Here is an 11337-nt window from a genome sequence, read left to right as displayed (position 1 = left end):
CGTCACGAAAGGACCAGAATGTCACGCATCGCCGTCATCGGAGGAACCGGCTACGCCGGCTCGCACATCGCCGCGGAGGCCGTCCGCCGCGGTCACCAGGTTGTCTCGGTCGCCCGCAAGGCGCCCGCCGAGCGGAAGGAGGGCGTCGTCTACGCAGAGGGCACGATCCTCGACGTCCCGACGCTGCTGTCGCAGATCGGCGAGGTCGATGTCGTGATCCAGGCGATCTCGCCGCGTGACGACATGGCCGGGAAGGTGCGCTCGGCCACCGCCGAACTGTTCCGCACGCTTCCGGAGGGTGTGCGTCTCGGCGTCGTCGGCGGAGCCGGCGGCAGCCTCGTCGCCCCGGGCGGTCCGCGTGTCGTGGATGCGGGGTTCCCCGAGGAGTTCAAGGCCGAGGCGCTGGAGGCCATCGGCATCCTGGAGGATCTCCGGGCCGACACGAGCGGCAAGGACTGGTTCTTCGTGCACCCGGCCGGCGGCTTCGGCGTCTGGAACCCGGGCGAGCGCACCGGCTCCTACCGGGTCGGCGGCGACGTCATCGTGACGGATGCCGCGGGGAGTCGTTCATCTCCGGCGCCGATCTCGGCGTCGCCTTCCTCGACGAGATCGAGAACCCGCAGCACTCCCGGCAGCGCTTCACTGTCGGGTACTAGGAGGTTCGGCCGATAGGTCCCCGGTCGCTGAGCCTGTCGAAGCGCCCGGGGATGGTGCCGGCGGGCCCTTCGACAAGCTCAGCGACCGCCTATCGCTGCGATCTTCAGCTGGGCGGAGGGACTAGACCAGATCGCGCCAGTCGATCGCGGCCGTCTCGGGGGAGGCGGTCGGCACGGCACCGGTGATCACCGGCAGGCTCATCGTCTCGGTCGGCGGACCCATGATGGTCGCCTCGTCGCGGCGATGGCGCAGCACGTCGTTGATGTAGCTGGTCAGCACCTCGGCGAGGGGCACCGCGCGCCCTTCGGACTGCGAGAGGTACCAGCGGTGCTCGAGCACCTGGTGGTACACCTCCGCGGGCTCGAGCTTCGCCCGCAGCTCGTAGGGGATGGCTCGGACGACCGGCTCGAACACGCGCGTGAGCCACTCGTGCGCGAACATCTCCTCGTCGGTCCAGGGCTTCGTCGATCGGGCGCGGAACTCGTCCAGGTCGTTCAGCAGACGCCGTGCCTGGTTCTCCTCGACGTCGAGACCCGTCAGGCGGATGAGTCGGCGCTGGTGGTGCCCGGCGTCCACGACCTTCGGCTGGATCCGCACGTGCGTGCCGTCGGTCGTCGCCTCCATCGACATCTCGCCGATGTCGAAGCCCAGGGCGTTCAGACGCTCGACCCGCTCGGTGATGCGCCAGGCCTCGGATGCCTCGAACGACTCTTCGGCGGTCAGCGCCGCCCACAGGGAACGATAGGAGGAGACGATGCCGTCGGCGATCGCGATCGCGTCGACGCCGTGCTCCAGGCGCCCGCCGGCGGCGAGGTCCATGATCTCGCCGGCGATGTTGGTGCGCGCCAGATCCAGATCGTAGGCCCGCTGCCCGGGCGTCAGGCCCTGCTCGTGCAACTCGCCGGTCTCGGCGTCGACGAGGTATGCGGCGAAGGCGCCCGCGTCACGTCGGAACAGCGTGTTCGACAGCGAGACGTCGCCCCAGTAGAAGCCGACGTTGTGCAGCCGCACCAGCAGCACGGCGAGAGCATCGACCAGACGCGTGGCGGTGTCGGGTCGCAGCACCCGGGTGAACAGGGCGCGGTAGGGCATGGAGAAGCGCAGATGCGAGGTCACCAATGCGGCCGGGAGGGGTGTGCCGTCGGCATCCGACCTCCCGGCGATCACCGCCACACGATCGACGCAGGGGACATCGAGGCGCGCGAGATTGCCGAGCATGTCGTACTCGCGTTGAGCCATCTCGGCAGTGGTCTCCTTGACGGCGACGACCTTCCCCGACAGATCGGCGAAGCGCACGAGATGACGGGAGAGGCCCTTCGGTAGGGAGACGATGTTCTCCGAGGGCCACTTCGCCAGCGGCGTCGACCACGGCAGGGCGAGGAGCCCGGGATCGACGGCACTCGCCGTGATGCGCAGCGCGTCGGCCATGGTCACTCCTCGAGATGAACGGGGGGAAAGGCAGGGGAAACGCCGAAGCGGCGCGGACGATCGTGAGGATCAGCCGCGCCGCTTCGTCGTGATTCAGCCCGAGATGACGGGGGCGTCGTTGAGGCGGTCGCCCGTCTCGAGGTCGAAGGCGTGCACGTGGCCCGGCTTCGCGGCGAGGGTGACGGTCTCGCCGGCGTTCGGGTGGCTGCGGCCGTCGACGCGCGCGACGATGTCGGCGCGCTTGCCGCCGATCTCAGTGTGACCGTACAGGTAACCGTCGGCGCCGAGCTCCTCGACGAGGTCGACGGTGACGCGGAGCCCCTTGCCATCGGCGGGCCCGACCTCGATGTCCTCGGGGCGGACACCAACGGTGACCTGGCTGCCGTGCGCACGCCCGACGGTGTCGCGATCCAGCGGCACGACCTCGCTGCCGAACATCACGCCGCCCTCGGCGAGGTCGGACGGGAACAGGTTCATCGCGGGCGAGCCGATGAAGCCGGCCACGAAGACGTTGTTCGGCCGCTCGTACAGGTCGCGCGGCGTGCCGACCTGCTGCAGGAGGCCGTCCTTGAGGACCGCGATGCGGTCGCCCATCGTGAGGGCCTCGGTCTGGTCGTGGGTGACGTACACGGTCGTGACGCCCAGACGACGCTGCAGCGAGGCGATCTGCGTACGCGTCTGCACGCGCAGCTTCGCGTCGAGGTTCGACAGCGGCTCGTCCATGAGGAACACCTGCGGCTGGCGGACGATCGCGCGGCCCATTGCGACACGCTGGCGCTGACCGCCGGAGAGGGCCTTCGGCTTGCGGGTGAGGTACTCCTCGAGATCGAGGAGCTTGGCGGCCTCGAGGACGCGCGCCGCGCGCTCCTCCTTGCCGACACCGGCGATCTTCAGGGCGAAGCCCATGTTCTCCGCCACCGTCATGTGCGGGTAGAGGGCGTAGTTCTGGAACACCATCGCGATGTCGCGGTCCTTCGGCGGGACGTCGGTGACGTCGCGGTCGCCGATGAGGATGCGGCCGTCGTTGACCTCTTCGAGGCCGGCGAGCATGCGCAGCGAGGTGGACTTTCCGCAGCCGGAAGGACCGACAAGAACGAGGAACTCGCCGTCGGCGACCTCGAGATTCAGCTTGTCGACCGCGGGGCGGGTGCCGCCGGGGTAGAGGCGGGTGGCGTCATCAAACGTGACAGATGCCATGTTCTTCTCCTTCACCGGCAGGTACGTGCCGGACGATCCGTAGTGATGGAAACGGTGGGGCGACCCACCGCGACCCGTCATTGGGTCAGGTTCAGTATGCCATGCTCGACTGCACCGGGGTATTTCTCAGGCTGCACGGTTAATATCGAATCTTGGGTCGCTGCCCGGCGACCGAGGGGAACCCGACCCCACAGGACTTTCAAGAGGAACGATGTCGAGCGAGGAAACGCCGGACGTCCCCACCGCCTCCAGCACTCGCGAGGCGGTGCGTGAGAAGGCGCAGCAGGTGCAGGCCAAGCAGGCCAGAGCGCGTGTGCTCAGGCGCACGCTCCTCGGTCTGGTCGTCGTCGCCGTCCTCGGTGCGATCGGTTACGGGGTCTACGCCGCCATCGACACGACGACCGAGGAGACCACGCGCTATCCGACGGGTCTGTCGGCGGACGGCATCATGGTCACGTCCGTGACCGGTCTGGCAACCGAGGCCGAACCCGAGCTCGTCGAGGCGAGCCCGTCGCCCACTCCGAGCCCGACACCGACGACCGCCGGCGAAGACGCAGAGGCGGCGGAGCTCACCCTCGCAGAGGGCGCCGTCGACATCCACATCTACGTCGACTACCTCTCGCCCGGGCGGGCGAGTTCGAGCGTGCCAACGCCCGTCAGCTCTCCGGTTGGATCTCCGAGGGCGCGGTCTCGGTCACCTACCACCCGGTCGCGCTGCTGACGGCGAGCTCGAACGGCACCAAGTACTCGCAGCGCGCCGCCGGAGCATCCGCCTGCGTGGCCACGCACTCGCCGGCCCAGTTCTACGCCTACAACCACGAGCTCCTCGTGAACCAGCCCGACATGGACTCCGACGGGCTCGACAACACCGAACTCGCCGACCTCGCCGTCGCCGTCGGCGTCGACAGCCCCAAGATCGTGCGCACGTGCATCGAGGACAGCCACTTCGTGACCTGGGCCAGAGAGGCCACGCAGCGCGCCCTGGAGGGTCCGCTGCCGGGTACCGATGACCTCGTCCTGGCCGCCGCGCCCATGGTCGTCGTCAACGGCCAGGTGTACGTCGGAGCGCCCAACAGCCCGGCCGAGTTCTCGCAGTTCGTGCTGACGGTCGCCAGCGACGCCTACTACGCCACCCCGGCGCCGACGGAGTCGCCCACGCCGACCTCGTCGCCGTCGCCCTCGCCCTCTGCATCGCCCTCGTCCGACGACTGAGTCGTCAGGAGAGAGCCCGCTTCCCGGATACACTGGGGGCGTTCGCCGACTTAGCTCAGCTGGTAGAGCACCTGTCTTGTAAACAGGCGGTCGCGGGTTCGAATCCCGCAGTCGGCTCCATGGATCCGCGCGCACGGCGGGTGTCGGATGCCGCGGCATCCGATCACCGGAAGGTCGGGTAGCGTCTGAGGAATGCCCCGGAGTCACCCGCACACGATGCCGCTGTGGGTCGCGCTCCTCGGGGCCGGATCGATCGGCATGATGACCGCGATCCAGGCGCGGATCAACGGGCTCCTCGGCGTCGCCGTCGACGACGGCATCTACGCCGGCCTGATCTCCTTCACGGTCGGGCTCGTCCTGCTGGCGGTCGTCGTCCTCCTCCTGCGGCAGGAGCGCGCCGCGTTCGGGCGGGTGTGGCGCGGCATCCGATCGCGCAGCATCCCCTGGTGGATGCTCATCGGCGGCGCGTGCGGCGCCTTCACCGTCTCCACCCAGGGGCTGACGGTCGCGCTTCTGGGTGTCTCGCTGTTCACGGTCGGTGTCGTCGCCGGGCAGGCGGTGCACGGGCTCGTGCTCGATCGCCTCGGCGTCGGACCCGCCGGCGTCGTCGCCGTGACCCGCGGACGCATCGCCGGGGGCGTCCTCGCGCTCGCCGCGGTCGCCGTCTCGCTCTCGGGGGAGGTCCTCGCCTCCGCGCCGCTGTGGATGCTCGTGCTGCCCTTCCTTGTGGGCGCGGGCATCGCGCTGCAGCAGGCCGTGAACGGAAGGCTGGGCCAGCGCATCGAGGCACCGTTGACCGCGACCTTCGTGAGCTTCCTCATCGGCACGGCGGTGCTCGTCGTCGCCGCCCTCGTCAGCGCGGCGGTGCAGGGTCCGCCCGCGCCCCTTCCGGACGACTGGTGGCTCTACCTCGGCGGCCCGCTCGGTGCCGGATACATCCTGCTCAGCGTGATCGTCGTCGCGCGCACGGGGGTGCTGCTGATGGGGCTGGGCGTGGTGCTCGGACAGCTTGTCACCTCGGTGGCGATCGATCTGCTCTGGCCAGGGCGGCAGGGCCCGCGCCGTGGCAGATCGCCGTGATGGTCGCACTGGCGACGGCATCCGTCCTCGTCGCGCTCCTATGGCGTCGGCGCTGAGGCTCAACGCCTCTTCTTCTGTGGCATGCGCGTCAGCACCGCATCGACGTCGATCGGCTTGCGCCGCCCGGCGCTCTTTCCCGCGGGCTTCCCGCCCACGTACAGCCAGCCCAGGAGCGCTTCGTTCTTCTGCAGGCCGTGGGCCTTGGCGACCTTCTTCGCACGCGTATAGCCGCCGGTGCGCCAGATGACGCCCCAGCCGGCTTCGTCCAGGAGGAGGCTCAGCGTGTGGGCGACGCCGGAGGCGACGGCCTCCTGCTCCCAGTGCGGGACCTTCCCGCTCTTGCGGTAGCTGACGACGACGGCGACCAGAAGAGGTGCACGCAGAGGCTTGGTGGACGGACGCCGGTCGCCCTGCGCCTTCGCGATCGCCTTGCCGAGGCGCTCGCGGTCGGCGCCGCGCATCTCGATGAGTCGCCACGGGCGCAGGGAGGAGTGGTCGGCGACCCGGCCGGCTGCGGCGACGAGCTCGGCCAGTTCCTCGTGTGTGGGGGCGTCCGCGGTCACCTTCGACCAGGAGCGCCGCCCCGTGCGGCCTCGAGTGCGCTCATTCGTCGGGCGTGAACGACAGCGCGACCGAGTTCATGCAGTAGCGGTCACCGGTGGGGGTGCCGAAGCCGTCGGGGAACACGTGCCCCAGGTGAGACCCGCAGGACGCGCATCGCACCTCGGTGCGGACCATGCCGAGCGAGGTGTCCTCGAGCAGCTCCACCGCTTCGGGGCGGACCGATTCGTAGAAGCTCGGCCACCCGCATCCGGAGTCGAACTTCGTTCCGCTGCGGAACAGCTCCGCCCCGCATCCGCCGCAGGTGTACAGACCCGCGCGCTCCTCGTCGAGCAGCTCGCCGGTCCACGGCCGCTCCGTGGCGGCCTCCCGCAGCACCGCGTACTTCTCCTCGCCGAGCTCCGTGCGCCACTCGTCGTCGCTCTTGTCGACCTCGTATGCCATGTCGCCTCCTGTGTTCTCCTCCATTCTCCCCTCTTCCGGAGCCTCTGGCGCGCCCTTCGATCGGATGCCGCAGAGCCGCCTACGCTGGATGCATGCCCGCACCGCTCTCCGACCGTGATCGCGCGATCCTCGCGCTCGAGGCGGGGTGGCCCCGCCACGGCGGCGCCAAAGAGGAGGCGATCCGCACCGATCTCGGACTCGCCCCGGCCCGCTACTACCAGCTGCTGGGGCGCCTGGTCGACACCGAGGCCGCGCTCGTGCACGATCCGCTCCTGGTACAGCGACTCCGTCGCATCCGCGATGCGCGCGGGGCTGAACGCGCGGAGCGAACCGCAAGATAGGGCTTGTAGCATCGAGGGGTGTCAACATCTCCTCGTGATCGCTTCGACGACGTCCCGCGAACGACGGGCCGCGTCGGCGCGCACCGCGCCGAGGAGCCGCGCTTGAGCGGATGGGTGGCCCTGCTCTGGGCCGCCGTCGCCGCGGCGATCCTCGTCGTCGTCGGTACGTTCGCGGTCTTCGTGGTCACCGGACGCATCACGCCGTTCCCGGATGCCGTGCAGACCACCGTTCCCGAGCCGGACGACCTCGGTGTCGTCGACACGAGCTTCACGGTGCTCATCCTCAATGGGACGCCCGAGGAGGGCATCGATGCGCGGATGCGCGACGACATCGTCAACGCGGGCTGGAGCGGCGCGGACGTCTTCGCCGGGCCGAGCGGCACGACCGACTTCTCGACGACCACGATCTACTACGTGAACGATGACGACGAAGAGGCCGCGCTCGGCCTCGCGGGCGTCATCGGCGGCGCCGAGCTCGCCCAGAGCGACCACTACGCGAACCCCGACGATCCGGAAGGCCGCCAGCTCACGATCGTGATCGGGCTCGACCGATCGGGCGAGCAGCCGGAGCCGGAGGAGACGTCCGAGGGTAGCGACGTTTCGGCGGAGGTCGACGGCTTGCACTCGGCAGGGTCGAGTGCCAGAATGCTATTAGCACTCGGTGTCACTGAGTGCTAAACCCCAACGTCTACGTCCAGGAGGGACGACAAAACTCATGGCAAAGATCATCGCTTTCGATGAGGAGGCCCGCCGCGGCCTCGAGCGCGGCCTCAACATCCTCGCCGACGCCGTCAAGGTGACCCTCGGCCCGCGTGGTCGCAACGTTGTTCTGGAGAAGAAGTGGGGCGCCCCCACGATCACGAACGACGGTGTGTCGATCGCCAAGGAGATCGAGCTCGAAGATCCGTACGAGAAGATCGGTGCGGAGCTCGTCAAGGAGGTCGCCAAGAAGACCGACGACGTCGCCGGTGACGGAACCACCACCGCGACCGTCCTCGCTCAGGCGCTCGTTCGCGAGGGCCTGCGCAACGTCGCAGCCGGCGCCGACCCCATCTCGCTCAAGCGCGGCATCGAGAAGGCCGTCGCGGCCATCACCGAGCAGCTGCTGTCGGACGCCAAGGAGGTCGAGACCAAGGAGGAGATCGCCGCCACCGCGTCCATCTCGGCCGGCGACCTCGAGATCGGCGCGCTGATCGCCGAGGCGATCGACAAGGTGGGCAAGGAGGGCGTCGTCACCGTCGAGGAGTCGCAGACCTTCGGCACCGAGCTCGAGCTCACCGAGGGCATGCGCTTCGACAAGGGCTACATCAACCCCTACTTCGTCACGGACCCCGACCGCCAGGAGGCCGTGTTCGAAGACCCGTACATCCTCATCGCGAACCAGAAGATCTCGAACATCAAGGACCTTCTGCCCATCGTCGACAAGGTGATCCAGGACGGCAAGGAGCTGCTGATCATCGCCGAGGACGTCGAGGGCGAGGCTCTCGCGACCCTCGTGCTGAACAAGATCCGCGGCATCTTCAAGTCGGTCGCCGTCAAGGCTCCCGGCTTCGGCGACCGTCGCAAGGCCCAGCTGCAGGACATCGCGATCCTCACCGGCGGCCAGGTCATCACCGAAGAGGTCGGGCTCAAGCTCGAGAACGCCACGCTCGACCTTCTGGGCCGCGCCCGCAAGGTCATCATCACCAAGGACGAGACGACCATCGTCGAGGGTGCCGGTGAGGCTGCGCAGATCGAGGGCCGCGTGACCCAGATCCGCCGCGAGATCGAGAACACCGACAGCGACTACGACCGCGAGAAGCTCCAGGAGCGCCTCGCCAAGCTCGCCGGCGGCGTCGCCGTCATCAAGGCGGGGCGGCCACCGAGGTCGAGCTCAAGGAGCGCAAGCACCGCATCGAGGACGCCGTCCGCAACGCGAAGGCCGCCGTCGAGGAGGGCATCGTCCCCGGTGGTGGTGTCGCTCTCATCCAGGCCGGCGCCAAGGCCTTCGAGTCGCTCGCGCTCGAGGGTGACGAGGCCACCGGTGCGAACATCGTCCGCGTCGCCATCGAGGCGCCGCTGAAGCAGATCGCCAACAACGCCGGCCTCGAGCCGGGCGTCGTGGCGAACAAGGTCGCCGAGCTCCCGCGGGCCAGGGCCTCAACGCTGCTACGGGCGAGTACGTCGACATGCTGGCCGCCGGCATCAACGACCCGGTGAAGGTGACCCGCTCGGCGCTGCAGAACGCGGCATCGATCGCCGGCCTCTTCCTCACCACCGAGGCCGTCGTCGCCGACAAGCCCGAGAAGGCTCCGGCCGTTCCGGCCGACCCGACGGGCGGCATGGACTTTTGATACGGCAGGGCTCAATGCCGCAGCGCGGCGTTGAGCCCTGGGCGTATCAAGGTTGAGCGAGCACCGCGTAGCGGAGCGAGTCGAAACCTACGCCTGCATGGAGAAGGGCCCCGGCAATTCGTGCCGGGGCCCTTCCGCGTCCTCGCTCTTCGTTCTCGGGCCGCTGAGCGAGGCAGGATGTCGATCGCATTCGCGCCAGGGCGTTTCGTCACTTCGACGCGCTTCACTTGCTCAGTACGACGCTCGATCGGCAGCGCCGCTCTCGCTCAACGACCGGGTTGCGCTCGTGCGCGGCACGAGCGCTGTAAGGCATGCTCAGCGGAACAGATTCGCCGAGAACTGCTCGGCCTCGGCGTACTGCGCGGCGGCATTGCCCAGGGCCAGGCTGATCGACGACAGCGCCTGCTCGACCTGTGCCTGCGCGGTGCGCCACTGCTCGGCGCAGGCCTGGAACGAGGCCGAGGCCGACCCCGTCCAGGCGGACTGCAGTTGGAGCAGTTGCGACATCATGGCGGCCGACTCGACCTGAAGGCGATCGGCGGTGGCCCGGGTGGCCTGTGTGGCGACCAGGACGGCATCGGTGTCGACGGTGAAGACGGTCATGGGAGCTCCTCTCGATGGAGTTCCGAGGCTATGGTCCGATCATCGTCACCGGAGGCCGCAGAGCGCCGGGCGGACAACTCTCGGCATCCGTCCGGATGTGCAGAAGAGGACGTCGTGCTCAGAGATCGAGCCGATCGAGCGGCTGCGTCTCGGCCATGAGGTGCTCGGGCGTGCCGGGAACCGTCGCGAGCGGAAGCGAGACGATGAACGTCGCGCCGCCGCCGGGGTCTCCTCGACGCTGACCGAGCCCTCCAGCGCCGCCACGATCGACGCCACGATCGCCAGTCCCAGGCCGGAGCCGCCCGTCTCGCGCGCCCGCGAGGTGTCGGCACGCCAGAAACGTTCGAAGATCTGATCGCGCACCTGCGGAGGGATTCCCTCCCCATGGTCGACGATGGCGATGGTGCCGACGGCCTGGGCGCGGTCCGTGCCGATGATGATCTCGATCGGACTGCTCTCGGGGAGAAGCGGCGGGCGTTGCCGAGCAGATTGGTCACGACCTGCCGCACCTTGTTCTCCTCGCCGAGCACGACCGGGGTGTCGTCGCCGGCGCCTCCGGGCCCGGGAGAAGTCGATGGTCGGGGCCTCGGGGACCGACTCGGCAGAGGCGGCGCGCGAGCGGCGACGCAGCCAGCCGGTGCGCGGCGGCCTGGCCGGCGGTGCGGGCGGATGGAAGATCGGCGGTGTGGGCGAGCGGAGGGATGTCGCGGCATCCGACGTCGTGTCCACGACGGTCACCACGCGCCCCGGCGCCGCCGCCCGCACGTCGAGCGCCGCATCGCGGGCGATCGGTCGGAGGTCGACGGGGAGATCTTGAGCTCCCGCTGCTCGTCGAGGCGTGCCAGGGCGAGCAGGTCCTCGACCAGCACGCCCATGCGGATCGCCTCCTTCTCGATGCGCTCCATCGCCCGGGCGGTGTCCTCGTCGCCGCGGATCGCGCCCATGCGGTACAGCTCCGCGTAGCCGCGCACGCTCACCAGGGAGTACGCAGCTCGTGGCTCGCGTCGCCGATGAAACGGCGCATGTGCGACACGGTGCGATCCCGCTGGCCGATCGCGTCGTCGATCCGATCGAGCATCGTGTTGATCGCAAGGTTCAGGCGTCCCACCTCGGTGCTGGGCTCGAGGTCGGTCATGCGCTGGCTGAGGTCGCCCGAGGCGATCGCCATGGCCGTCGTCTCGACGTGGGTGAGTCTGCGGAAGGTCAGGGTCACGAGTCCTCGGGTCAGCAGCGCCGCGATGAGGATGGTGATGAGCGCGACGGTCGTGAAGACGCCGAAGTAGAGGGCGATGATCCGGTCGGCCTCGTCCAGCGGCACGGCGACGTACTGCACGTACTGCACGTACTGGGCCCGGGAGCCTCGCGCACGGAGGCGGCGCCGCGGAAGAGTGCCCCGTCTTCGCCCTCGAGGGTGAGGACTCTGCCTTCGGCGGCGGTCGCCTGACTGAAGGTGAACGTCTCCGGGAAGTGCGGCGCCGGCA

13 protein-coding genes, 1 tRNA gene and 2 pseudogenes are annotated in these 11337 nt (G+C 69.2%); 8 read left to right on the top strand and 8 right to left on the bottom strand.

The features are described 5' to 3' along the window. Window positions 1-18 precede the first annotated feature (18 nt). Window positions 19-656: pseudogene (locus KAE78_RS02635) on the top strand (NAD(P)-dependent oxidoreductase). Window positions 657-777: 121 nt separating this feature from the next. On the opposite strand, the gene KAE78_RS02630 reads toward KAE78_RS02635, so the two are convergent. Together KAE78_RS02630 and KAE78_RS02625 are read right to left on the bottom strand one after the other, a co-directional pair. Continuing rightward, a complete protein-coding gene (locus tag KAE78_RS02630; protein ID WP_223171650.1) occupies window positions 778-2085 on the bottom strand; it encodes a DUF4032 domain-containing protein in 1308 nt (435 codons plus the stop codon). A 93-nt stretch (window positions 2086-2178) separates the two neighbouring features. Further along, entirely contained in the window at window positions 2179-3282 is a 1104-nt protein-coding gene (locus KAE78_RS02625; protein WP_223171649.1) for an ABC transporter ATP-binding protein, read from the bottom strand. A 211-nt stretch (window positions 3283-3493) separates the two neighbouring features. On the opposite strand from KAE78_RS02625, the gene KAE78_RS18250 reads away from it, so the two are divergent. The 4 genes from KAE78_RS18250 to KAE78_RS02610 all read left to right on the top strand — a co-directional run bounded on the left by KAE78_RS18250 (window position 3494) and on the right by KAE78_RS02610 (window position 5574). Then, window positions 3494-4003, top strand: coding sequence for a hypothetical protein (locus tag KAE78_RS18250; RefSeq protein ID WP_317451835.1), 510 nt, complete (start codon window positions 3494-3496; stop codon window positions 4001-4003). Between the two features lie 56 nt (window positions 4004-4059). Continuing rightward, window positions 4060-4494 carry a hypothetical protein gene (locus KAE78_RS18245; protein WP_317451834.1) on the top strand — a complete coding sequence of 145 codons (435 nt, stop codon included), beginning with the start codon at window positions 4060-4062 and terminating at the stop codon, window positions 4492-4494. A 44-nt stretch (window positions 4495-4538) separates the two neighbouring features. Continuing rightward, window positions 4539-4614: transfer RNA gene (locus KAE78_RS02615), tRNA-Thr, on the top strand. Window positions 4615-4686: 72 nt separating this feature from the next. Next, the gene (locus KAE78_RS02610; RefSeq protein WP_223171648.1) at window positions 4687-5574 is read left to right on the top strand and encodes a DMT family transporter; all 888 of its coding nucleotides are present in this window, start codon (window positions 4687-4689) and stop codon (window positions 5572-5574) included. A 59-nt stretch (window positions 5575-5633) separates the two neighbouring features. Here KAE78_RS02610 and KAE78_RS02605 read toward each other — a convergent pair whose 3' ends face one another. Next, window positions 5634-6137, bottom strand: a complete 504-nt coding sequence (locus KAE78_RS02605; protein ID WP_223171647.1) for a nitroreductase family protein — start codon at window positions 6135-6137, stop codon at window positions 5634-5636. A gap of 40 nt (window positions 6138-6177) precedes the next feature. Then, window positions 6178-6579 (bottom strand): peptide-methionine (R)-S-oxide reductase MsrB, encoded by a 402-nt coding sequence (gene msrB, locus KAE78_RS02600; RefSeq protein ID WP_223171643.1) that lies wholly within the window; start codon window positions 6577-6579, stop codon window positions 6178-6180. A 92-nt stretch (window positions 6580-6671) separates the two neighbouring features. Between msrB and KAE78_RS02595 the strand changes: the two genes are divergently transcribed. The 3 genes and pseudogenes from KAE78_RS02595 (at window position 6672) to groL (ending at window position 9253) form a co-directional block, all read left to right on the top strand. Beyond that, window positions 6672-6920: a DUF3263 domain-containing protein gene (locus tag KAE78_RS02595; protein WP_223171641.1), complete on the top strand. Its 249-nt coding sequence runs from the start codon at window positions 6672-6674 to the stop codon at window positions 6918-6920. 102 nt (window positions 6921-7022) lie between these two features. Then, the gene (locus KAE78_RS02590; RefSeq protein WP_223171639.1) at window positions 7023-7598 is read left to right on the top strand and encodes a LytR C-terminal domain-containing protein; all 576 of its coding nucleotides are present in this window, start codon (window positions 7023-7025) and stop codon (window positions 7596-7598) included. Window positions 7599-7635: 37 nt separating this feature from the next. Further along, window positions 7636-9253, top strand: a pseudogene (gene groL / locus KAE78_RS02585) (chaperonin GroEL). A gap of 315 nt (window positions 9254-9568) precedes the next feature. Here groL and KAE78_RS02580 read toward each other — a convergent pair. The 4 genes from KAE78_RS02580 to KAE78_RS02565 are packed head-to-tail and all read right to left on the bottom strand — an operon-like array spanning window position 9569 to window position 11198. Next, window positions 9569-9856, bottom strand: coding sequence for a WXG100 family type VII secretion target (locus KAE78_RS02580; RefSeq protein ID WP_223171637.1), 288 nt, complete (start codon window positions 9854-9856; stop codon window positions 9569-9571). Window positions 9857-9901: 45 nt separating this feature from the next. Beyond that, a complete protein-coding gene (locus KAE78_RS02575; protein ID WP_317451833.1) occupies window positions 9902-10621 on the bottom strand; it encodes a sensor histidine kinase in 720 nt (239 codons plus the stop codon). Then, on the bottom strand, window positions 10591-10833 hold the full coding sequence (locus tag KAE78_RS02570; RefSeq protein ID WP_223171635.1) for a histidine kinase dimerization/phospho-acceptor domain-containing protein: 243 nt from the start codon (window positions 10831-10833) through the stop codon (window positions 10591-10593). The genes KAE78_RS02575 and KAE78_RS02570 overlap by 31 nt, the downstream gene beginning before the upstream one ends. Continuing rightward, complete coding sequence (locus tag KAE78_RS02565; RefSeq protein WP_223171633.1) at window positions 10830-11198, bottom strand: HAMP domain-containing protein; 369 nt, start codon at window positions 11196-11198, stop codon at window positions 10830-10832. Before KAE78_RS02565 ends, KAE78_RS02570 begins: the two co-directional genes overlap by 4 nt. Window positions 11199-11337: the final 139 nt, after the last annotated feature.

This window comes from Microbacterium sp. NIBRBAC000506063, from assembly GCF_017968845.1.
Classification (GTDB): domain Bacteria; phylum Actinomycetota; class Actinomycetes; order Actinomycetales; family Microbacteriaceae; genus Microbacterium.
The sequence above is the reverse complement of the archived record's forward strand: the minus strand, read 5'-3'. Positions and strand labels throughout refer to the sequence as shown.

Coding starts and splice junctions, on each gene's coding strand:
- KAE78_RS02580 (WP_223171637.1), bottom strand. CDS start 9,856: ATGACCGTCTTCACCGTCGACACCGATGCCGTCCTGGTCGCCACACAG.
- KAE78_RS02625 (WP_223171649.1), bottom strand. CDS start 3,282: ATGGCATCTGTCACGTTTGATGACGCCACCCGCCTCTACCCCGGCGGC.
- KAE78_RS02595 (WP_223171641.1), top strand. CDS start 6,672: ATGCCCGCACCGCTCTCCGACCGTGATCGCGCGATCCTCGCGCTCGAG.
- KAE78_RS02630 (WP_223171650.1), bottom strand. CDS start 2,085: ATGGCCGACGCGCTGCGCATCACGGCGAGTGCCGTCGATCCCGGGCTC.
- KAE78_RS18250 (WP_317451835.1), top strand. CDS start 3,494: ATGTCGAGCGAGGAAACGCCGGACGTCCCCACCGCCTCCAGCACTCGC.
- msrB (WP_223171643.1), bottom strand. CDS start 6,579: ATGGCATACGAGGTCGACAAGAGCGACGACGAGTGGCGCACGGAGCTC.
- KAE78_RS02610 (WP_223171648.1), top strand. CDS start 4,687: ATGCCCCGGAGTCACCCGCACACGATGCCGCTGTGGGTCGCGCTCCTC.